The organism is Enterobacteriaceae bacterium ESL0689, from assembly GCA_029433525.1.
Lineage (GTDB): Bacteria > Pseudomonadota > Gammaproteobacteria > Enterobacterales > Enterobacteriaceae > JAQTIF01.
Genome location: JAQTIF010000001.1, coordinates 1,403,841 through 1,426,793, shown reverse-complemented (window position 1 = coordinate 1,426,793; position 22,953 = coordinate 1,403,841). Strand labels below are relative to the sequence as shown.

20 protein-coding genes and 3 pseudogenes are annotated in these 22,953 nt (G+C 50.9%); 7 read left to right on the top strand and 16 right to left on the bottom strand.

What is annotated here, in order from left to right:
- Positions 1-99: 99 nt before the first annotated feature.
- Complete coding sequence (locus PT300_06965) at positions 100-591, bottom strand: YajQ family cyclic di-GMP-binding protein (protein ID MDF7680345.1); 492 nt, start codon at positions 589-591, stop codon at positions 100-102.
- Positions 592-725: 134 nt separating this feature from the next.
- Here PT300_06965 and panE point away from each other — a divergent pair, with 134 nt between their 5' ends.
- Positions 726-1,640 (top strand): 2-dehydropantoate 2-reductase, encoded by a 915-nt coding sequence (panE, locus tag PT300_06960; protein MDF7680344.1) that lies wholly within the window; start codon positions 726-728, stop codon positions 1,638-1,640.
- A complete protein-coding gene (yajL, locus tag PT300_06955) occupies positions 1,600-2,193 on the top strand; it encodes a protein deglycase YajL (protein MDF7680343.1) in 594 nt (197 codons plus the stop codon). Before panE ends, yajL begins: the two co-directional genes overlap by 41 nt.
- A 62-nt stretch (positions 2,194-2,255) precedes the next feature.
- On the opposite strand, the gene thiI is transcribed toward yajL, so the two are convergent.
- A complete protein-coding gene (gene thiI, locus PT300_06950; GenBank protein ID MDF7680342.1) occupies positions 2,256-3,704 on the bottom strand; it encodes a tRNA 4-thiouridine(8) synthase ThiI in 1,449 nt (482 codons plus the stop codon).
- Positions 3,705-3,901: 197 nt separating this feature from the next.
- Between thiI and xseB the strand changes: the two genes are divergently transcribed.
- Genes xseB through dxs form a run of 3 tightly spaced genes read left to right on the top strand, consistent with a single transcriptional unit; the run spans position 3,902 to position 6,938 of the window.
- Positions 3,902-4,144 carry an exodeoxyribonuclease VII small subunit gene (gene xseB, locus PT300_06945; protein MDF7680341.1) on the top strand — a complete coding sequence of 81 codons (243 nt, stop codon included), beginning with the start codon at positions 3,902-3,904 and terminating at the stop codon, positions 4,142-4,144.
- Positions 4,145-5,044, top strand: coding sequence for a (2E,6E)-farnesyl diphosphate synthase (gene ispA, locus PT300_06940; protein ID MDF7680340.1), 900 nt, complete (start codon positions 4,145-4,147; stop codon positions 5,042-5,044). It begins immediately after the preceding gene.
- Between the two features lie 16 nt (positions 5,045-5,060).
- Positions 5,061-6,938: a 1-deoxy-D-xylulose-5-phosphate synthase gene (gene dxs, locus PT300_06935; GenBank protein MDF7680339.1), complete on the top strand. Its 1,878-nt coding sequence runs from the start codon at positions 5,061-5,063 to the stop codon at positions 6,936-6,938.
- Between the two features lie 18 nt (positions 6,939-6,956).
- On the opposite strand, the gene thiL is transcribed toward dxs, so the two are convergent.
- The 13 genes and pseudogenes from thiL to queA form a co-directional block, all read right to left on the bottom strand.
- The gene (thiL, locus tag PT300_06930; GenBank protein MDF7680338.1) at positions 6,957-7,940 is read right to left on the bottom strand and encodes a thiamine-phosphate kinase; all 984 of its coding nucleotides are present in this window, start codon (positions 7,938-7,940) and stop codon (positions 6,957-6,959) included.
- Positions 7,941-8,012: 72 nt separating this feature from the next.
- Complete coding sequence (gene nusB / locus PT300_06925) at positions 8,013-8,432, bottom strand: transcription antitermination factor NusB (protein ID MDF7680337.1); 420 nt, start codon at positions 8,430-8,432, stop codon at positions 8,013-8,015.
- 21 nt (positions 8,433-8,453) lie between these two features.
- Positions 8,454-8,924 (bottom strand): 6,7-dimethyl-8-ribityllumazine synthase, encoded by a 471-nt coding sequence (ribE, locus tag PT300_06920; protein MDF7680336.1) that lies wholly within the window; start codon positions 8,922-8,924, stop codon positions 8,454-8,456.
- Between the two features lie 74 nt (positions 8,925-8,998).
- Positions 8,999-10,114, bottom strand: coding sequence for a bifunctional diaminohydroxyphosphoribosylaminopyrimidine deaminase/5-amino-6-(5-phosphoribosylamino)uracil reductase RibD (gene ribD, locus PT300_06915; protein ID MDF7680335.1), 1,116 nt, complete (start codon positions 10,112-10,114; stop codon positions 8,999-9,001).
- A 3-nt stretch (positions 10,115-10,117) separates the two neighbouring features.
- Positions 10,118-10,567 (bottom strand): transcriptional regulator NrdR, encoded by a 450-nt coding sequence (nrdR, locus tag PT300_06910; protein MDF7680334.1) that lies wholly within the window; start codon positions 10,565-10,567, stop codon positions 10,118-10,120.
- A gap of 190 nt (positions 10,568-10,757) precedes the next feature.
- Positions 10,758-11,795, bottom strand: a pseudogene (locus PT300_06905) (IS630 family transposase).
- Between the two features lie 677 nt (positions 11,796-12,472).
- Positions 12,473-13,163, bottom strand: a pseudogene (locus PT300_06900) (YafY family protein).
- A gap of 15 nt (positions 13,164-13,178) precedes the next feature.
- The gene (locus PT300_06895) at positions 13,179-13,544 is read right to left on the bottom strand and encodes a VOC family protein (GenBank protein MDF7680333.1); all 366 of its coding nucleotides are present in this window, start codon (positions 13,542-13,544) and stop codon (positions 13,179-13,181) included.
- Between the two features lie 152 nt (positions 13,545-13,696).
- On the bottom strand, positions 13,697-14,671 hold the full coding sequence (gene secF, locus PT300_06890; protein ID MDF7680332.1) for a protein translocase subunit SecF: 975 nt from the start codon (positions 14,669-14,671) through the stop codon (positions 13,697-13,699).
- A gap of 10 nt (positions 14,672-14,681) precedes the next feature.
- A complete protein-coding gene (gene secD, locus PT300_06885) occupies positions 14,682-16,529 on the bottom strand; it encodes a protein translocase subunit SecD (protein MDF7680331.1) in 1,848 nt (615 codons plus the stop codon).
- A 25-nt stretch (positions 16,530-16,554) separates the two neighbouring features.
- Positions 16,555-16,887, bottom strand: coding sequence for a preprotein translocase subunit YajC (gene yajC, locus PT300_06880; GenBank protein ID MDF7680330.1), 333 nt, complete (start codon positions 16,885-16,887; stop codon positions 16,555-16,557).
- A 22-nt stretch (positions 16,888-16,909) separates the two neighbouring features.
- Positions 16,910-18,037, bottom strand: coding sequence for a tRNA guanosine(34) transglycosylase Tgt (tgt, locus tag PT300_06875; protein MDF7680329.1), 1,128 nt, complete (start codon positions 18,035-18,037; stop codon positions 16,910-16,912).
- Between the two features lie 32 nt (positions 18,038-18,069).
- Positions 18,070-19,161 (bottom strand): tRNA preQ1(34) S-adenosylmethionine ribosyltransferase-isomerase QueA, encoded by a 1,092-nt coding sequence (gene queA, locus PT300_06870; GenBank protein ID MDF7680328.1) that lies wholly within the window; start codon positions 19,159-19,161, stop codon positions 18,070-18,072.
- Positions 19,162-19,256: 95 nt separating this feature from the next.
- Between queA and PT300_06865 the strand changes: the two genes are divergently transcribed.
- Positions 19,257-19,838: an ACP phosphodiesterase gene (locus PT300_06865; protein MDF7680327.1), complete on the top strand. Its 582-nt coding sequence runs from the start codon at positions 19,257-19,259 to the stop codon at positions 19,836-19,838.
- Between the two features lie 616 nt (positions 19,839-20,454).
- Positions 20,455-21,248: pseudogene (locus tag PT300_06860) on the top strand (DUF6396 domain-containing protein).
- 320 nt (positions 21,249-21,568) lie between these two features.
- Here PT300_06860 and proY read toward each other — a convergent pair.
- Positions 21,569-22,942: a proline-specific permease ProY gene (gene proY / locus PT300_06855; protein MDF7680326.1), complete on the bottom strand. Its 1,374-nt coding sequence runs from the start codon at positions 22,940-22,942 to the stop codon at positions 21,569-21,571.
- Positions 22,943-22,953 lie beyond the last annotated feature (11 nt).

The following is a 22,953-nucleotide window of genomic DNA, read 5'->3' as shown; positions in this document are numbered from 1 at the left end:
GCGATAACCGCCTGTGGTACTGATTTTTATCTTCTGCCAGGCAATCAGGAATAAATGGGAGGTATTCTCTGGTTGCCAGCAAAAAACGGGGCACAATCATCAATCGCGGAAATTTTTAAACTGAAACGGCTGACCTAAATTGCCGCCACGAACCAGCGCCATGACCGCCTGTAAATCATCGCGGGATTTACCGGTGACCCGGATCTCCTCGCCCTGAATCTGCGTCTGGACTTTGAGTTTGCTATCTTTGATAAGCTTGACGATTTTTTTCTGAATGGCGCTTTCAATGCCCTGTTTCAGTTTTGCCTCAACAAACCACTGTTTGCCGCTGTGGATAAACGCCTCCGGCACCTCAATCGTGCTGCCTTCAATCCCTCTTTTTAATAACTTCGCCCGCAAAATATCCAGTAACTGGTTAACCTGAAAATCAGATTCACTGAGCACCTTAATCGTTTTGTCTTTTTCGTTCAGGGCAAAAGTAGCCTCAACATGGCGAAAATCAAAACGCGACTCTACTTCACGAACCGCATTTTCTACTGCATTGCGAACTTCCTGAAGATCAACTTCAGAGACAATATCAAACGATGGCATCTTTTCCTCTCATGTTGTTTTCTGTAAGTTGCATAATACCGATAACATCATATAACTCAACTTGTTCTCCCGGAAGTTTAGCACCCGGTGCCACAAGCGTGACGGATGACAGACACAGCTAAGGAGCAAAAATAATGAAAATAACCCTGCTGGGATGTGGTGCGCTGGGGCAAGTATGGCTCAGTGCATTACATCAACAGGGGCATGAAGTTCAGGGTTGGTTGCGTGAGCGGCAGCCATGCTGTCATGTCGATGTGCGAAAAAAAGAGGGGGCTGTATTCAGTCACACACTGACCGCCAATGATGCTGACTTTCTCGCCAGCAGTGACCTGTTATTAGTAACGCTAAAAGCCTGGCAGGTTGCCAGTGCGGTCAACCGTCTGGCTACCACCTTACCCCCCTCCTCACCGATCCTGCTTATCCACAATGGCATGAATCCGGTTGACGAGCTGCATAACGTGCCGCAACCGCTGCTGCTCGGTGTCACCACCCATGCCGCACGTCATGACGATGATGCTATTGTCCATGTCGCCAGTGGCATAACCCATATCGGGCCGGCAAAACATCCTTACCGGAACGGCCACAATCTGACCGCTATTCTGCATCAGGCCCTGCCGGAGGTGATATGGCATGAGAATATCTATCCTGCCGCCTGGAGTAAACTGGCGGTCAATTGTGTTATCAATCCATTGACAGCACTAAAAGGGTGTCGTAATGGTGACTTACGTCACTATCCAGGAGAGGTGGCCGCCATCTGCCAGGAAGTGGCGGCGGTTATGGCCTGCGAAGGGATACCGGTCTCAGCGGAAAATCTACTCGCTGATATCAATAAGATTATTGCCAGCACAGCGGAAAATATTTCATCAATGTTGCAGGACATCCGGATGCAACGTCGGACGGAAATCGACTATATCAGCGGTTTTTTACTCAAGCGCGCACAGGCTCACGGTCTTGCCGTACCGGTAAATAGCCATTTATATGCCCAGGTAAAATATAAGGAGAAAACCTATGAGCGCATCCGCACTCCTCTGTCTCGCACCCGGCAGTGAAGAGACCGAAGCAGTCACGACGATTGATCTTCTGGTTCGCGGCGGTATTAACGTCACCATTGCCAGCGTTGCTGACGACGGTGACCGGACGATTACCTGTTCACGCGGGGTTAAACTGCTGGCTGATGCGCCGTTAGTCGCGGTTGCCGACGGTGATTTTGATATCATTATCCTGCCCGGTGGCATCAAAGGCGCAGAGTGCTTGCGCGATAATCTATTGCTGGTGGAAACCATCAGGCAATTTCATCGCTCCGGGCGAATTGTCGCCGCGATCTGTGCGGTTGCTGCCACGGTATTGGTTCCCCATCATCTTTTTCCGCATGCCAATATGACGGGCTTCCCGTCGCTTAAAGCACACATTCCCGCCGACCAGTGGCAGGATAAGCGTGTCGTCTGGGACCCACGGTTTAAACTGCTGACCAGTCAAGGGCCTGGAACAGCGATTGATTTTGCACTCAAAATTATTGACTTACTGGCGGGCCGTGAAAAAGCACATCAGGTCGCCTCACAACTGGTACTGGCGGCGGGGATCTATAACTATTCTGCAGAATAGTCCCGTGAGCCGATAACCGGGAACAGTCACTGTTGCCGTTCCCGGTCACCGCTGAGCGGTGATTATGGACGGTACACTTTGACGTTATGGTATCCTTGCTCACGCAGATACAGCGCCTGCAGACGACTCATCACGCCACGCTCACACCATAATAACCAGGTTTTACTCTGGTCGAGATCAGCAAACTGACTGCTGAGTTTGTAAAATGGCAGGGATACCACCGTGACGCCCGCCAGTGTTAGCGGTTTATCTTCCTGCTCATCAACCGAACGGATATCGAGCACCACATCATTAGCGCCAAATGAACTCACCGTTTCTACTTCCACCACCTCCTGTTGTGTCTGACGGCCAATCTCTCTGATATCAATATTGCTGGCTTCCGCCACCACGTTGTCGAGGATGGTGAAATCAAAACCGGCTTCTTCTGCTTCAATTTTTTCTTTTACCGCTTTTACGGTCGGACTGCGGGAGATAACTCCGCAATACTCCGGCATCGTGCGGGCAAAATCTTCCGTGCCAATCTCCCGCGCCAGATTGATGATATGCTCTTTGTCGTAAGCGATTAACGGCCGCAGGATCAGCGTATCAGAGACATTATCGATCAGGCGCAGGTTGGTCAGCGTCTGGCTGGAAACCTGGCCTAAGGCTTCTCCGGTCACCAGCGCCTGGACATCATAACGTCTGGCGATCATTGATGCGGCACGCATCATCATGCGCTTCAGTACCACGCCCATCTGGCTATCATCAATTTTTTCAAGGATCTCCGCCACGACCGGCTCAAAATTAATCGCTACAAATCGTACCCGATGAGAGCGACCAAAACGGTTCCATAAATAATGGGCAACCTGACGAACACCAATTTCATGGGCCGCACCACCAAGATTAAAGAAGCAGTAATGCACGCGGCAACCACGACGCATCAGCATGTAACTGGAGACGCCGGAGTCAAAGCCACCGGAAATCAGTGATAACACATCCTCCTGGGTGCCGATAGGGAAGCCACCAATACCTTCATAGCGCCCTTTCACCAGTAACAGACGATCATTATCAATCTCCAGATTAACAGTCACATCCGGATGGGTCAGTTTCACCCGTGCGGTGGCAATGTGCTGATTCAGGCCGCCACCAACATAACGTTCAATATCAATAGAGGTGAAGGGATGTTTACCGCGCCGTTTTACCCGTACACAGAAACTTTTACCCACCAGCTGATCCTGCCACAGAGGTAATGTTTGTTCAAAAATATCATGCAGCGAGGTGAAAGGGACATCTTCCACCTCCAGAATATGGTGAATGCCGGGGATCCGGGTTAACGCGTCGCGAATAGGCAGGCGCTGATTTTCGTCTTTCGCACGCACCTCGATATGATCCCAGTGGCGAACTACGGCAAGTGTCTGATCATAATCCTTAAGAACATTACGAATGTTCCCGGTTAAGATTTTAATAAAGCGCAACCGCACAGATTGGCTTTTGATCGTAATTTCCGGGAATAATTTAATGATAAACTTCATGGCGGCAATCGTTCATTGAGACAAGCCTGATAAGGCTTTCAGCAAAAAGTTGTCAAGCAGTGCATTCAGATGCCTGCATCCAGGGCGCGGAGTATACCACTATTGCATCATTTTCACCTGGTGTTACGTGTTATTTGCTTAACGGCCTAACTTCGATACCATATTGATCACTGCCACAATAAGAGTCGATATTCACTATGCCAAAGAAAAATGGGTCCCCGGTCAGCTTTGAAACCGCCCTTGACGAACTGGAACAGATCGTCAGTCGTCTGGAAAGCGGCACACTGCCATTAGAAGAGGCGCTCAGCGAATTTGAGCGTGGCGTACAACTCGCCCGTCAGGGGCAGGCCAAACTGCAGCAGGCTGAACAGCGGGTACAGATCTTACTGACTGAAAGCGAAGAAGGCGCATTAACCCCCTTTATGCCGGATAGTGAATAAATGGATTTATCACAACAATTACAGGTCTATGCTGAACGCACCAACAATGCGCTACAACATTTCTTTGCTGATCTCCCTTTTCAGCAGATGCCGCTGGTCGCCGCGATGCAATATGGCGTCCTGTCGGGGGGGAAACGTCTGCGCCCGTTTCTCGTTTATGCCACCGGTGAGATGTTTGATATTCCCTGTGCCACACTGGATGCGCCAGCGGCGGCTATCGAATGCATACATGCCTACTCTCTGATCCATGATGATCTACCGGCCATGGATAACGACGATCTCCGGCGTGGTGTCGCGACCTGTCATATTAAATTTGGTGAAGCGAATGCGATTCTCGCCGGGGATGCGCTACAAACACTGGCATTTTCTATCCTTAGCGACACCCCCATGCCCGGTGTACCTGACAGCGCCCGACTGGCGATGATCGCTGAACTGGCCAGAGCCAGTGGGGTTCGTGGCATGTGTGGTGGACAAGCGCTGGATCTGGTGGCAGAAGGTCAACAGGTTAACCTGCAGGCGCTGGAGCGCATTCATCGCCATAAAACCGCCGACCTGATTGGCGCGGCAGTACGTATGGCCGCCCTTTGTGCCGGTGATCGGGGGCGTAACGCGATCCCGACACTGGATAACTTCGCCCAAAATATCGGCATCGCATTCCAGGTCCAGGATGATATTCTGGATGTGACCGGTGATACGGCTATCCTTGGCAAACGTCAGGGTGCCGATCAGCAGTTAGGCAAAAGCACTTACCCGGCACTACTGGGGCTGGAATCAGCCCGGCAAAAAGCGCATGATCTGATACGAGACGCTCGTCGGTCGCTTGCTCAACTGAGCGCACAGTCGCTGGATACCACAGCACTGGAAGCGCTCGCCCATTACGTCATTGAACGTAATAAATAAACGATAAGAGTTTCTGATGAGTTTTGATATTGTCAAATACCCTCTACTGGCACAGATCGATTCCCCGATGGCATTACGCTTATTGCCAAAAGACAGCCTGGTGAAACTGTGCGACGAACTACGCCGTTACCTGCTGGATAGTGTCAGTCGTTCCAGTGGCCATTTTGCCTCCGGGCTCGGTACGGTTGAGTTAACCGTGGCGCTGCATTATGTTTATCACACCCCCTTTGATCACGTCATCTGGGATGTCGGTCATCAGGCTTATCCGCATAAAATCCTTACCGGACGCCGCGATAACATCGGTACTATCCGTCAGAAAGGGGGATTGCATCCTTTTCCGTGGCGTGAGGAGAGTGAATACGATGTTCTGAGCGTCGGCCACTCCTCGACCTCCATATCGGCCGGGATTGGCATGGCGATCGCCGCTGCCAGAGAGGGGAAACAGCGCCGTACTGCCTGTGTTATCGGTGATGGTGCCATTACCGGTGGTATGGCTTTTGAGGCGATGAATCATGCTGGCGATATCAGGCCCGACCTGCTGGTGATCCTCAATGACAACGAAATGTCAATTTCGGAAAATGTCGGTGCGCTGAATAATCATCTGGCACAACTGCTGTCTGGTAAGCTGTATTCCACCTTGCGCGAAGGCGGAAAAAAAGTCTTCTCCGGCGTACCGCCGATCAAAGAGCTGCTCAAACGCACTGAAGAACATCTCAAAGGCATGGTGGTGCCCGGCACGCTGTTTGAAGAGCTGGGTTTTAACTATATCGGCCCGGTAGATGGCCATGATGTCATCGGCTTGATCCATACACTAAAAAACATGCGTGATCTGAGCGGGCCGCAATTTCTGCATATTATGACCAAAAAGGGTCGTGGCTATGAACCGGCAGAAAAAGATCCGATCACTTTTCATGCCGTACCCAAATTCGACTATACCCGTGGCGTTCTGCCGCAAAATAACAGCGAAATCCCGACTTACTCACAGATTTTTGGCGACTGGTTGTGTGAAACCGCCGCCAGCGATAATAAACTGATGGCGATCACCCCTGCTATGCGCGAAGGCTCTGGGATGGTGGCGTTTTCAAAAAAATACCCTGATCGCTATTTCGATGTCGCCATCGCTGAACAACATGCGGTTACCTTTGCCGCAGGACTGGCGATTGGTGGTTATAAGCCGGTGGTAGCGATTTACTCCACTTTCCTGCAACGCGCCTATGATCAGATCATTCACGATGTCGCGATCCAGAAGCTGCCTGTCTTATTCGCCATTGACCGCGCGGGTATCGTCGGTGCCGATGGTCAGACGCACCAGGGCGCTTTCGATCTCTCTTTTTTGCGTTGCATTCCCGATATCGTCATTATGACCCCCAGCGATGAAAACGAATGCCGACAGATGCTGCATACCGGTTATCACTATCAGCAAGGCCCCACTGCGGTACGTTATCCGCGCGGAACAGGCACAGGGGCGCAGCGAGAGCCACTCACCTGCCTGCCGATCGGCAAAGGGGTGGTGAAACGACGCGGCAAAAAAATGGCCATTCTCAATTTCGGCACCCTGCTGCCCGAGGCGCTCCAGGTCGCCGAAAAACGCGATGCCACGCTGGTCGATATGCGTTTTGTCAAACCGCTGGATAATGCGTTGATTTTACAGTTAGCCGATGAACACGAGATGCTGATCACCCTGGAAGAAAACGCCATTATGGGTGGCGCAGGCAGTGGTGTTAATGAACTGATCATGGCTCATCGCTGTGGTGTGCCGGTACTGAATATTGGTCTGCCGGATTTCTTTATTCCACAAGGTACTCAGCAAGAGATACGGGCTGATCTGGAGCTGGATGCGGCCGGGATCGAAGCCCGAATCGACGCCTGGCTTTCTCTTTCTCCCGCGACATGAAACGCGCGGGGAAAGCGATTATTCCCCGCGTAGCGCAAAATGATCATAGCCCGGAAAATCGAGATCAACCGGCTTGCCTGCCTGTAACAGCAGTACCTTTCCTGCTTCAGGGCTGACCTGTCCGATACAGGTAAAGCTGATGCCCGAATGCGCCATCGCCACATCCAGCGCGCCACGGTTGAGTTCCGCAACCGTAAAGCACAGCTCGTAATCTTCACCCCCCGATAATGCCCAGTGCAGTGCCTGTTGTGCTGGCACATGATGGCGCAGCGCGGTCGATAGCGGCAGCGCGTCAAGATTGATCCGCGCACCGCAACCACTGGCATCCAGGATATGGCGCAGATCCGCCAGCAAACCATCAGAAATATCAATCGCGGCACTGGCCAGATCACGCAACGCCTGGCCTTGCAGCACCCGCGGCTCAGGACGCAGATGACGCTGCAACAAATAGCGGGCATCCTCTGGCTGATTCACCACTAATCTGTTTTGTAAAATCGCCAGTCCTGCGGCGCTATCGCCCGGTGTACCGGTGACATAAATCCAGTCTCCCGATTTCGCACCGCTGCGTTTTAGCGCTCGTCCTTGTGGTACAAAGCCATGGACCCCCAGCGTCATCGCCAGCGGGCCACGGGTGGTATCACCGCCAATCAGCTGCATGTCATAATAATCAAGCTGAGAAAACAGACTATCGCTGAATGCCGCCAGCCAGGCTTCATCCACTTGTGGCAATGTCAATGCCAGTGTCAGCCATGCCGGTTCAGCGCCCATTGCGGCAAGGTCGCTAAGATTCACCGCCAGCGCTTTACAGGCCAGATCCGCAGGATCGATATCCGGTAAAAAATGATGACCCTCGACCAGGGTATCGGTGCTGATAGCCAGCGTTTTTCGCTCCGCGATATTGAGGAGAGCGCAATCATCGCCAATACCGGTTTCGACATCAGGGCGTCGGTTTTTGACACGATCAAAATAACGGGCAATCAGGGAAAATTCGCCGCATGACATAGCGTTTGCCTTAGCAAAAGAGAGGAAGGTAAGATTTTGCGCAGTCGCGGCTGCGCAAAACCGCTTTGCTATCTATTTTTTATGCGGGCGAATAACGGGAGCCGCTTTATCGAGGACACCGTTGACAAATTTATGGCTCTCTTCAGCGGCAAAAGTTTTTGCCAGCTCAATCGCTTCGTTGATCGCCACTTTATAGGGAACATCGCTACGTTTTTCCAGTTCGAACAACGCCACGCGCAGTATTGCTTTCTCCACCGGCCCCAGCCCATCAAGCTGGCGCGACAGATAGGGCTTCATCAAATCATCAAGATGAGCACTGTTCATGACCACACCGGCCAGCAGCTCGCGGAAATATTGCACATCGACATCTTTCATATCCTGTTCCGCCAGGAACTGAGATTCGATATCAGCGATATCGTTGCTGGATAACTGCCAGGAGTAAAGCGCCTGGACAGCGCATTCACGAGCGCGACGACGAGCAGCAGGTTTCACGAAATTCCCCTTACAAAAAAATTAAGCCTTGATAGCTGTTAATACGTTAATCATTTCCAGCGCGGTTAAGGCCGCTTCGGCCCCTTTATTACCGGCTTTCGTCCCGGCGCGTTCGATGGCCTGTTCAATGCTTTCGGTGGTCAATACACCAAAAGCAACCGGGATCTCGCTCTGCTGAGCAATTTGCGCCAGCCCGCTACTGGCTCCCCCCGCGACATACTCAAAGTGAGCCGTGCCACCACGGATCACCGTTCCGAGGGCAACAATAGCGTCATATCGACCAGTTTTCGCCAGTGCGCCAGCGGCCAGTGGCAGCTCATAGGCACCAGGAACCCACACCACCGTAATATTCTCATCCTTTACCTGGCCAATCCGCTTTAACGCATCAACAGCGCCTTCCAGCAGACTGTCATTGATAAAAGCGTTAAAACGCGCAATGGTAATCGCGATACGCGCATCCGGAGTCGCCACATTAGCTTCAATAATCTTCATACACTTCCTTTCGATTCAGGGCCCCCGATAAGGGGGGCGGATTCTATCATAATAATTGGGGCTCTGCTGCTCTTTCAACCCAGGCCGTCAGACGGGGTTAAATGCAGGCAAAGATCCGACCCGACCTGACGTATCTCGCTGAATTCAAATTGTGGCGCATCCGCCAGCCGCTCAAGTCCCGGTAAGAGACACAAACCACGCGCATCACTGCCCAATAGTTTAGGCGCAATATAGAGAACCAGCTCATCGACCAGCCCGGCCTGTAACAGGGCGCCTGCCAGCGTCGGGCCTGCCTCTACCCAGATGCTGTTAATCTGGCGTTTCCCCAGCTGGATCATTAATGACAACAGATCGAGATGACCGTTATGTTCCGCCAGAAAAAGTGTTTCGACATTTTGCGGCCATTGTCGTAAATCAGGATCTTTACGGACAAATAGTGTGTTGCCAGGCTGATGCACAATGCGATGCTGGGGCGTCACACGATTGTGACTGTCGATCACGATACGCCATGGCTGGCGCACATTTTGTTGCGGATAGTGCGCCTGTATCTCTGTCCCCAGCGCCTGCCAGCGAACGGTCAATGCCGGATCATCGGCCAGCACGGTCGCGCTACTGGTCAGAATGGCATGACTTTGCGCCCTCAGGCGCTGGACATCATGGCGTGCCGCGACTGCGGTAATCCACTGACTTTCACCGCTGGCCATCGCGGTACGGCCATCGAGCGACATCGCCATTTTCAGCTGCAGATAAGGAAAGCCTGTGCGCATACGCTTCAGAAAGCCCTTATTCAGCGCTTCCACTTCGGCCATCATCAGACCATGACTGACCGCGACACCCGCTTGTTGCAAACGATAGAGCCCGCGTCCGGCGACTTGTGGATTCGGATCCTGCATCGCCGCTACCACGCGGGTAATGCCCGCGGCGATCAGCGCTTCGCAACAGGGCGGAGTACGACCATAATGGCTGCAGGGCTCCAGGGTGACGTAGGCGGTAGCGCCTTTTGCCTTTTCACCCGCCATGCGTAATGCATGTACTTCAGCATGATCCTCACCAGCGCGATAATGAAAACCTTCACCGACAATTTCGTTATCTTTGACGATCACACAGCCGACGTTAGGATTAGGATGGGTAGTAAAACGACCACGAGCCGCCAGTTTGAGCGCTCGCGCCATATAGATTTCGTCATGCATGATTTAATCCTGCAAACGGGCGATCTCTTCGCCAAATTCTTTAATATCTTCAAAACTACGATACACGGAAGCAAAGCGAATATAAGCGACCTTATCGAGCTTTTTCAGCTGTTCCATCACCAGGTTCCCCACCATTTTGCTGGCAACTTCACGCTCCCCGGTACCGCGTAAATAGGTCTGGATATGACTAATGGCCATTTCTACATCATCAGCACTGACCGGACGTTTTTCCAGTGCTTTCAGCATGCCGCCACGCAACTTATCTTCATTGAAGGGTTCCCGCACATCATTGCTCTTGACGATACGTGGCATGATCAGTTCTGCCACTTCAAACGTCGTAAAACGTTCATGACAAACCAGACACTGCCGCCGACGGCGCACAGAAGATCCCTCACTCACCAGACGAGAGTCAATCACTTTGGTATCGACAGCGGAACAGAAAGGGCAATACATAGCGCATCCTGACAAAGAGTGAAACCGGATTATAGTTTACCGCGAAGTGGCGTAACGACAAAGAAAGCACTTTGATGATCGGGATGCGACGGCTGATCGACTGGTGTAGCAGGCGATCAGCAACAGGGAGGCAGGCGCTAATAGTATTGAATGAAAACAATCAATTTTAATGGCTAAATAACTTCTCATATTAACGCTCCACTTTCGCCAGCCCCAGGCAGCTACCGGGAAATGGGGAGGCAACTTTCATAAACTGCTTTACCTGTTTCAGTAGCTGCCACATGTACCGGCACGAATGATTCCGTGTGACCGTTTCATGTAAGGACAGCCACAACCGTTCTACTGGATTCAGCCATGGTAAATATACCGGCAGGAACAACACCCTGAATTTTTTATTCCCGTCCAGCCAGTGCTCCACTTTCCGGCTTTTATGAATAACGTAGTTATCTGCTATCACCGTGATGGTCTTTGCCCGACGGTATGTGCGGCGGAGTGTTTCCAGCAAACGGATAAATAAATCAGAGTTCTTATTGCTGCCACTGACGTAATGAACTTTTCCTGTATCTGCATGCAGCGCCCCGGCCAGGTAATGCTTCTGATTCTGTCCCGGCGTGGCAACTCGTTTCTGTTGTCCTCTGAGCATCCAGTCAGCGCCGATTTTTGGGTTCAGGTCAATATCAACTTCATCCTGATAAAACACCGGATTTTCTGCCTGATCCTGAGCCAGAGCCTGCTCTATAGCGGACTGTTTTTCATCATAATGCGGGTCTCTGATTTTCAGCGTGGGCGCTGCTCTTCTCCAGACTATTCCCGCCTGTTTCAGGTAGCGGTGCAGCGTTGAACGATGAAGCGTTATATTAAAAACCTGGTTGATGATACGGGCCAGCAATTCTGTACTCCACCGTGAACGTAACCAGCCATAATCTTTCGGGGTACGCTGAATCAGCAATGGCAGAACCCGTAAGATATCGGTAACAGGCCAGTGCTGCTCTCGTCCGGGTCTGAGGCTTCTGAGGCCTTCAGTACCCTATAACGTGAACCCGTTTATCCAGCGGCCCACAGATGAACGGGCGGCACAGAGCAGCCGGGCGACATCGGTAACAGTCATTCCCTGATGCAACATAAGCATAGCGATTAGCCGCCGTGCATCGTTTTTATCGCGAGTCTGCTGTGCTTCTTTACGCATAAAACGTCGTTCTTCAGGAGAAATAGCTGCTATGATCGGCATCGCTCAGTCCGGTTTGTGATTTGTGATGTCTGGCGATTGATCAGATCGCAAAATCCGGGCTGAGTTCCCTCAAAGTGATCTATTATTTTGCGAAGTTATTTAAGCTCTTACTCTTTCCTGCGGAATTAATCATTGTGCTATTTTATTTACATAATTTACTGATTTTATGTTTTTTTTAATTTACAATTACTTATTAATAACAAACAATCGACTTATTTCTTCCGTATATTAAACAGCGTCCAGATTAAGAAATATAATAATGCTGCGGATGCGACAATACATATCGCAAGGTCATATTGATAACCCAGGTCATAATAAGCACCGGGTTCTGTCATCAAATTAATAAGACTTAATTTATATGCTGATAATAATAACATAAATAATATCACTCTATATAAAAATAAAAACATAATGAGCGATAATTTTCATTATCTCTCATTAAGGATGGTAGAACTATTATATAATGTATCTCTCTTCTGGTATTTGTCAATGAATGTCACAGACTCTTAGAGCCTATCCCACCAGGCGTTATTGGCGCAGCCAGTCTGGACACGGACAGCGCGGAGAAACCGCAGCGTACACGGAGTACGTGAGGATTTCGGGCACTGCCCAGGGCCAAAATGGCAAGTAAAATATCCTAATGGGATAGGCTCTTATTGTTGAGAACACGATGCTGACTATGCCTCGCGTTTCACTTTACGCAGAAAATCACTTAACGAACGATCCGCCTGCTCATTGAAATGCCGTTCGACTATGGCGATCTCCAGACAGCGATCAAGACGAAAGCAGCGATAATCCATCCGCAACTCACACCAGCTCACCAGCAACCAGCGCTCTCCCCAGAAGAAAAGTCCCAAAGGTAATACCTGACGTTGCGAACAGTGGCCATTTTCATCACGATAGTGCAACGCCAGAACCTGACGGCCAGCTATCGCCCGATGAACTAAATCAAACTGATCTTTGCAATAGCCCTGTGTCCCCATATCCGGGGCAAACAATTGGGACTGTTCTGCCTTACGCCGACTGTGTTCCGGTAAAATCGCCAGTATTTTTTCCTGCGCCGACTCCAGTACCTGAGACAAGGATGCCCCGCCCCAGGTGTGTAACAGACGAATCGCCACCACCAGTACTTCAGATTCAGCGGTTGTCAGCATCAACGGGGGTAAATGATAACCGGCCAGCAGGCGATAACCACTGCCCGCCTCCCCTTCGATCGGCACACCCGACAGTGACAGATCACGAATATCACGGTAAATCGTGCGTTCTGATACGGCGAGGCGTTGTGCTAATAAGGCCGCCGTTGTCAGTCAGCCTTCTTCCACGCAGGATCTGAACAATCTGGAAAAGACGATCAGCACGGCGGCTCATAACAGAGTGATTCCCTTATTTTGGCTGATGCAGGCCAATATGATTACCTTCGCTATCGATAATCAACGCGATTTTACCGATATCCTCTTCCAGTTCATGCACGGGCCAGAGACAGCGGCTACCCGCCTCGTCAACCCGCTCAAGCGCGGCATTCAGATCATCGGTATGCAGATAAATAATAATCCCCTGATCACCGGGTTTTATCCCTTTAATTTTCGCCAGTGCCCCGCCGGTTGCCGGTGATTGATAAGGAAAGATGGCCATATCAGACTCATTGAGCTCACCTCGTTGTAGCGTTATCTGCAATACATGTTGATAAAATTTTATCGCCCGATCCAAATCGGCTACCGGAATTTCAAACCAGTTAATGACATTATTCATACTTTCACTCTCCTGTTCATCTTATGAATCAGGCAGAAGTGTATGTCAGCCCTGCTGACAGCATTATGTCAGCAGAGCACTGACCAGAGCAAAAATAGTGTATAAAAAAATCCCGATCATCAGACCGGGATTTTTTATTGCAGACCGCAGCGCTATAGTAGCATAGAGGGTTGGTCAGCCCCTTCTTTCTCGACTTTTTGCGGTATCATATGTTCGCGCTTCATTCCCAGCTTCAGCGCGAGGGCTGAGGCGACATAAATTGAAGAAGCCGTACCGATCGAGACACCGATCAGCATCGTCAGCGAGAATCCCTGTAAGACCGGGCCGCCAAAAAGATACAACATCAGGATCACCACTAATGTGGTACCGGAAGTTATCAAGGTACGATGCAGTGTCTGAGTCAACGAGATATTGAAGATCTCATAAGGCGTACCACGACGGATCCTGCGGAAATTTTCACGAATACGGTCAGATACCACGATGCTATCATTCAGTGAGTAACCAATGACTGACATCAGGGAGGCGACAATGGTCATGTCAATTTCGATATGAAATAACGAAAGCAGCCCCATCGTGATTATCACATCGTGTGCCAAAGCCAGTACCACCCCGGTCGCCAGACGCCATTCAAAGCGTAAGCCAACATAGATCAGGATACAGACCAATGCGCTCAGAAGTGCCATGATGCCACTCTGCTCCAGATCCGCCCCGACGGTTGGCCCGACAAACTCGATGGGCTTTGTTATCCTCGCGTTTTGCGTCGTCGCCTGGTTGATGACGTTGATAACCCGGTTAGCTAACTCCTCACTGCTTTTGATATCAGGCACCGGCGGCATACGGACGATAATATCGTGGCTACTGCCAAAGTTTTGCAACTGCGGATCGTGAAACCCAGCGTGTTGCAATGCCTCGCGTATTTTGTCCATCTCAGCAGGTTTTTCCAGGGTGATCTCCATGACGGTACCGCCGGTAAAATCCAGCCCCCAGTTAAAGCCGCGTACCCCCATCACCACGATGGCAGCGATCAGCAACAAACCGGAGATGCCGAAAGCCCAGTAATCCCAGCACATAAAGTCATAGACTTTACGGCCGTGATTCAATTGTTCAATGGTATATTCCTGTGCCACAATGCACTCCTCAGATAGACAGCTTTTTAATCCGCTTGCCACCGTATAGCAGGTTCACAATGGCGCGTGTACCAACGATAGCGGTAAACATTGATGTTGCCACACCAATACCGGTCGTAATTGCAAATCCTTTGATCGCCCCTGTACCCACCGCATACAGAATGACCACTTTAATCAACGTGGTTATGTTCGCATCGAAGATAGAGCTAAAAGCGCCCCGGTAACCTTCATCAATCGCCTGCTGAATCGATCGGCCATTGCTCAGTTCTTCTTTGATACGCTCATTGATCAGCACGTTAGCATCTACGGCTACTGCAAGGGTTAATACAATACCTGCGATTCCTGGCATGCTGAGTGTGGCACCCGGCAACAGAGACATCACCCCGACAATCAGTATCAGGTTGGCCACCAGCGCAGTCGTGGCAATCAGTCCGAATTTCTTATAGAAGAAGATCATGAACAGAATAGAAACCACCAGTCCGGCAAGACATGCTTCGAGACCCTGCTTAATATTCTGCATCCCCAGTGTCGGCCCGATAGTGCGTTCCTCGACAATCTGGATCGGTGCGATCAACGCGCCAGCGCGGAGTAATAAGGCCAGCTGTCGTGCTTCATTCGCATTACTGATCCTGGTAATGCGGAAACTGTTACCAAGACGCGCCTTAATATCAGCGATGTTGATCACTTCTTCCTGTTTCATCAGGATCACACGACCACTGGCCTCTTTTTTGCCGCTGTCCTTATATTCGACAAAAAGCGTCGCCATCGGTTTACCAATATTGTCTTTAGTAAAGCTGGACATGATGTTACCACCCGCATTATCCAGTGAAATATTCACTTGCGGCCGATTAAATTCATCCATACCGGAGGTCGAATCAGTGATATGGTCACCGGTCAGGATCACCCGCTTATACAGCACCACAGGCTGGCCTTCACGGGTATATTTCACTTCCGAATCGCCGGGGATGCGCCCCATACTGACCGCTGCCGGATCAATGTTAGTATTGACCAGACGGAATTCCAGCGTCGCTGTCGCACCGAGGATCTCTTTTGCCCGCGCCGTATCCTGAATACCGGGTAATTCAACCACGATCCGATCCGCACCCTGACGCTGCACCAGTGGCTCGGCGACACCCAGTTGGTTAACACGATTACGCAAGATACTAATGTTTTGCTGAACGGCGTATTCGCGCGCTTCTCTCAGCCGTTCATCGCTCATCACCGCTTTCAGCGCCTGATTTCCCTGACTGGAAATCACCAGATCCTGATGACGGGAACTCAGCCAGGAGACAGCCTGATCACGGGCGTTGCTGTCACGAAAGGTCATACTCAAAGCAAAATTATCTTCTTTACGCGCCGAGGAGTACGGGATACCTTTTTCCCGCAACTCACTACGCAGATTATCGATATTTTGCTCCTGCAATTTACTCAGCGCGGTTTCCATATCCACTTCCATCAGAAAGTGAACGCCACCACGTAAATCAAGCCCTAACTTCATAGGTTCAGCGTGGATCGCCGCTAACCAGCGCGGTGTTGCCGGCGCGAGGTTGAGCGCGACAACATATTTATCCCCCAATATCGTCATCAACGCTTCACGCGCCCGTAACTGAATATCGGTGGTATCAAAACGCGCAAGGACAGCGCCCTCTTCCAGGGCCACTGACTTCGAAGTTATTTTTTCTTCCTGTAATATTTTCTGAACCTGGATCAGCGTTTCCTCACTGGCGGCGCTGCCGCGCACGCCGGTGATTTGAACAGCGGGATCCTCACCATACAGGTTGGGAAGTGCATATAACAGACCGATGATAAGCACCACCACCAGCATGATATACTTCCACAAAGGATAACGGTTTAACACGGCAATTCCCTTAGAGAAAAGTGGATCACAGCGCCTTCATGGTGCCTTTCGGCAAGACTGCGGCAACAAAGTCACGTTTGATAACGACTTCCGTAGTATCATTCAGGGCGATGGAAATATACCCGTTTTCTGCCACTTTGGTGACCCGTCCGACCAGACCGCCACTGGTTAGCACTTCATCTCCTTTGCTGATAGAACTCATCAGATCCCGGTGTTCTTTACTGCGTTTCTGCTGAGGGCGCAGGATCATAAAATAAAAAATCAGAACGAATGCGACCAGCATCATCACCAGTGACATCGGACTCCCCTGCTCTGCACCACCGGTTGTTGCCAGCGCATCAGAAATAAAAAAGCTCATGCAAACTCCCTCACTATTAAAATTAATCAACGTTCATCGGTGGCACAGGTCGCCCCTGACGTTGGTAAAATTCGGCCACGAAGTCGTCTAATTTACTCTCTTCAATGGCCTTGCGTAAACCCGCCATCAAGCGCTGATAATAACGCAGGTTATGGATGGTATTGAGGCGCGCACCCAGTATTTCATTGCAACGGTCGAGATGATGCAAATAAGCGCGTGAATAATGGCGGCAGGTATAACAATCACATTCAGCGTCCAGCGGCGCGGTGTCACTTTTATATCTGGCGTTACGAATTTTGACGACCCCATCGGTGACGAACAGATGACCATTGCGCGCATTGCGTGTCGGCATCACACAGTCGAACATATCGATACCGCGCCGTACCCCCTCAACCAGATCCTCAGGCTTACCCACCCCCATCAGATAGCGGGGTTTATCCGCCGGGATCTGCGGGCAAACATGTTCCAGAATACGGTGCATCTCCTGTTTCGGCTCGCCCACCGCCAGGCCACCGACAGCGTAGCCATCAAAGCCAATCTCCACCAGCCCTTTCACTGAGATGTCACGTAAATCTTCGTAAACACTGCCCTGAATAATACCAAACAGGGCATTGGGATTCCCCAGCTGATCAAAGTGGTCACGACTGCGGCGCGCCCAACGCAAAGACATCTCCATCGAACGCTTCGCATAATCCCATTCTGCCGGATAGGGTGTACATTCGTCGAAAGACATTACGATATCGGAACCGAGATCAAACTGGATCTCCATCGACTTTTCCGGATCGAGAAAAATCGGATCACCATTTATCGGATTGCGGAAATGAACACCCTGTTCGGTAATTTTACGGATTTCGCCAAGGCTGAACACCTGAAATCCGCCGGAATCGGTCAAAATCGGCCCCTGCCACTGCATAAAATCGTGTAAATCGCCATGCTGCTTGATGACTTCCTGACCCGGACGTAACCAGAGATGGAAAGTATTACCCAGTATGATTTGTGCACCCGTGGCAGTGACTTCTTCTGGCGTCATCCCCTTTACTGTACCGTAAGTTCCCACCGGCATAAATGCGGGCGTTTCAACCACGCCGCGCTCAAACACCAGACGACCGCGACGTGCGCGGCCATCGGTGGTTTCCAGTTCAAATTTCATCTTGACTCCTGCGTCAGAAATACAGTCTGACGTTAAAAACGCGCATCGCGGGCGGACGCCGCGACACGTTCAAAAACGGCTTGCGGATTGTACGTGATAAACATCGCATCGCCGTAACTAAAAAAACGATATTTGTGCTCTACCGCCACCTGATAGGCATTCATGGTGTGTTGATAGCCAGCAAACGCCGAAACCAGCATAATCAGTGTCGATTCCGGCAGATGAAAATTGGTCACCAGCGCATCCACCACCCGGTATTGATAACCCGGATAGATAAAAATTTGTGTCTCGCCGCAAAATGGCGCAATCAGATCGGCTTTTGCGGCCTGTGCCGCGCTCTCCAGCGAACGTACCGAGGTAGTGCCGACCGCCACCACACGATTACCACGGGCTTTCGCCGCCTTCACTGCCGTCACCACCTCCTCGGGCACTTCAGTATATTCAGCGTGCATCACGTGATCCTCAAGGGTCTCAACGCGCACAGGCTGGAAAGTTCCGGCGCCCACATGCAGTGTCACGAATGCCATTTCGATACCTTTATCACGCAATTGCGTCAGCAGCAGATCATCAAAATGGAGTCCGGCGGTGGGTGCCGCCACCGCGCCGGGGCGGCTACTGTAGACGGTCTGATATAACTCACGATCGGCCGCTTCATCCGGGCGGTCAATATAAGGTGGCAGTGGCATATGACCGATAGCATTAAGGATCTCCAGCACCGTCCGTGGGTCGTTAAACGCGACTTCAAACAGCGCACCATGACGTGCCACCATCGTTGCCTTGACGTTTCCCTCCTCCCCCAGCAGCAGTTCGCTGGCTGGTTTGGGGGCTTTAGAGGCGCGAATATGTGCCAGAACCCGTTTATCGTCCAGCACACGCTCCACCAGCACCTCAATCCTGCCACCACTGGCTTTGCGACCAAACAGGCGCGCCGGGATCACCCGGGTATTATTAAACACCAGCAGATCACCGGGGTTGAGCTTATCGATAAGATCGGTAAAAGTATTATGCGCCAGCGCCCCTGTCGGCCCATCTAACGATAGCAAACGGCAATGACTGCGCTCAGGCACAGGATAGCGCGCAATCAGAGATTCAGGTAATTGAAAGGAAAAATCGCTCACGCGCATATCAATAACTCAGGCTCAATACTCAATGAAGCGGGTAGTCTAGTGCCGTGAGGGGTTCCCTGCAACTATTGCCCCTTAAGGAAGGTTAATAAACGATGAATTTTCTCGCTCATTTACATCTCGCCCACCTGGCGGGCAGCTCATTGCCGGGTAATCTGGTCGCCGATTTTATCCGTGGCAATCCCACAGCACGCTATTCTGCTGAGATCGTCGCCGGGATCTTTATGCATCGTCGTGTGGATGTCTTCACCGATAACCTGGCACAAGTCACGGCGACGAAAGCGTGGTTTCGCCCGCTCACACGCCGTGTGGCTCCGATTGCGCTTGACATCATATGGGATCATTTTTTATCGCGCCACTGGGATCGCCTGTCGCCTGCCCTCACGCTGGATCAATTTAGCCGCTATGCCGAAACGCAGATCAGCGCCTGTGACGCTGATTTTCCGCCTGCTTTCACCCGACTGAATGCCATGCTGTGGTCTGAACGCTGGCTGGAACGGTATCAGGAGAAGGACTTTATTCAGTCCGTCCTCAATGGCATGGCCCGGCGTCGGCCACGCCTGCAGGCACTGAGCGATTGCTGGCAGGATTTCCATACTCACTACGATAAACTCGAACAAGGCTTCTGGCATTTCTATCCACAGATGATGGCGCTGGCGCAGCAGCAAAAGCTGTAATCCCTGCCAGACTCTAAAGGTCATAAAAACTGTATCGGCGAGATGCAGAACCTGGCAAAAGTGCGCAGGGGTTATGCACTCCATGTCATGCCTTTAGATTTAATGCCAGAACTGGAACTGGTAAAAAATTACCACAATTATAGTGACTTTTATCAGATAACCGAATTACCGGAATTGAAACACCGTGAGATCCCTGATGAAATAAAATTTCATGCCAAAAAATATAAGTTATTTCTCCTGCTGCTGCGGAAACAGTTGAGTCGATAATAAAATATTTATAATTTATCTGATGAATAAATTATAAAAAGTATTATTCATGTGGGTAATAAGATCACAGGCTGTAGTCGGGTCTTAAGTGGTTCCACGAAAATGAAGTTTCATAGCACTGGAGTGGCCCGGTGAACTGTGCCATCCAGGAATATGACCAGATGGCACCTGAACCAGCATTCATTACAGATACCAGTAAAAATGAACTGCGAAACCAGTATAACGCCCTGCTTAACGGCCAGACAGATACAGAGACAGACAAGGAGGAAAACGAATGAATATCCGGGATATTATTGCCCCCGTTAAACCCGATGTGACCGGTCAGTGCATGTTGCCTCTTCCGTGGATTGAAGGGAATCCACAGGCGCAGGCCTATCTCGGGGAGAAGTTGCTTCCTGCTGATATGGCACCGGATGTCTCCCGGCAGTTGCGGCGTTGTGCTGCTGAACAGGGAGAAGGAGAGGCGGCTCGGGATTTAGGTATTAATTTAAAAAACCGTCAGCAATATCAGGAAGCCCTTGAGGCTTTTCAGTTAGGTGTAGCAGCCGGAACAACAGGGGCAGCTAGCTTTCTGGAACATGGATTTCGTGGTGTCGAACCAACAGATGAGCTTTACTACTTAGGTCAGCAGAAGGATGAAGAACGTTCCCGTCGCTATAAAGCCATTGGTGATGTGTTGTCAAGATACTCCTACGTCCACCCCAAAGTCCCGGAAATCAATGAAATCGTTCCGCTGCCGCCTGCGCCGCTTCCGGCCTGGATGGCAAACTGAAATGGATAGAGGAGTACGATGCCAATGTCGAGCCCCCGCAGCCCAGATTCCAGCTGATCTTCGACCTGGCCAAAGCCAGGCAACTGAATCCACAAACCGGACGGCCACTACCCAGCTCGCCGGACTTCGCCAGCAACAGCGTCCCCCGCATCCTGTGCCGCACCGGCGAACCCTGCCCGAAAAGTGGTTACTGGAAAATTGCCTGGATACCGAATGTGGGCGTCAGTAAAGAAGAAACGCGCTACTTTCGCGAAGGGCAAATCATGCCCACCGACCGGGTCGTCAAAGTCATCCATCGCCCGTGGCCGTTTAAAACCAAATGGCTGCAGGAAGACCAGCATGTGGACTGGAAGTTTATGGGCGAAGCATAAAGAGCATGAATCGTCTGACCCTGCTGCTGGTAGCCTGTGATGGCGCCAGCACCCCTTTTGTTATTTCAGATAAAAAAGCGGCTCAGAGGGAGCCGCTGAATGATATCAATGCCCGGATAGCGTAGCACGGGTAAGCCATAAAACAGGCTATGTAACGAAGCCAGGTTGTTATAAATATATGCAAAGTCAATAAGCTAAAGTACTGACAGGCAGAATCGACTCTCTGTAAACCCGACAAATAGCTGGCCTATAGCAAGTCATGACCCTAATGAGGCCAGAGAGTACGAATTTTTATCAGGGTTCATGTCCATATAAGCTATTTAGCCACGCCCTGACGGTGAACGATGACGCCGCGTTTTGAGCTGCCAGCCCACCAGCAATAACACAATCCATATCAAGCCAGCATACAGCGAAATACGGGTATCAGGATGGTAGCCAATCAATACGATAATAAAGACGAGAAACACCAGCCCCAGCAGCGTGGTCGCCACGCCTCCCGGCACTTTGAAGTGCAACGCCTTGATCTCGTCAGCGGATAAACGGCGACGAAAAGCGACTTGCGACAACAGGATCATGATCCATACCCAGACGGTCGCAAATGTCGCCAGTGAAGCAATCACCAGAAAAACATTTTCCGGCATCACGTAGTTCAGATAGACCGCCAGCAATAGCGCAACGGTCATCACGACCACCGTTACCCACGGAATACCATGATGCGAGGTTTTAGCAAAAATTTTCGGCGCGTTGCCCTGTTCAGCCATCCCATGCAGCATACGGCCTACCCCGAAGACATCACTGTTGATGGCGGAAAGCGAAGCGGTAAGCACGACGAAATTCAGAATACTGGCGGCAAAGGTAATCCCCAGATGTTGAAAAGTCAGGACAAATGGACTGCCGTTGGTACCCACCTGATCCCACGGATAAAGTGACATGATAACGAACAGCGTACCAACATAAAAAATCAGTATCCTCAGCGGAACCGAATTAATCGCCTGCGGGATCGATTTTTGCGGATCTTTCGCCTCACCGGCGGTGATGCCAATAATTTCGATGCCACCGTAAGCGAACATCACCATCTGTAATGACATCACCATTCCCAGCCAGCCATGACTGAAAAAACCACCATGACGCCACAGATTATCAATACCGGTAGGCTGTCCCCCGTTACCGATACCCCAGAAGATCATCCCCAGCCCGGCGACGATCATGATGATAATCGTGGCAACTTTAAAAAATGAGAACCAGAATTCCAGCTCGCCAAAAACCTTCACACTCATCAGATTAATCATACAGATGAGCAGCACCACACTGAGTACCCAAATCCAGTGAGGTACGGTCGGGAACCAGACTCCCATATAGATCCCAAAGGCGGTAACATCGGCGATAGCAACAATCAAAATTTCAAAACAGTATGTCCAGCCAGTAATATAACCTGCCAGCGGGCCAAGGTAATCCTGTGCATAACGAGAAAACGAACTGGCGGCCGGATTCTGTACTGACATCTCGCCGAGGGCGCGCATGATAATATAGGCGACAACGCCGCCGATCATATAAGCCAGCAGGACACTGGGGCCTGCCATCTTAATCGCATCGGCCGATCCATAAAACAGGCCGGTTCCAATAGCCGAGCCCAGCGCCATAAAACGAATATGCCGGGCGTTTAGCCCGCGCTTCAGTACGTTACCACCTTTCATCTTCTTTGTTA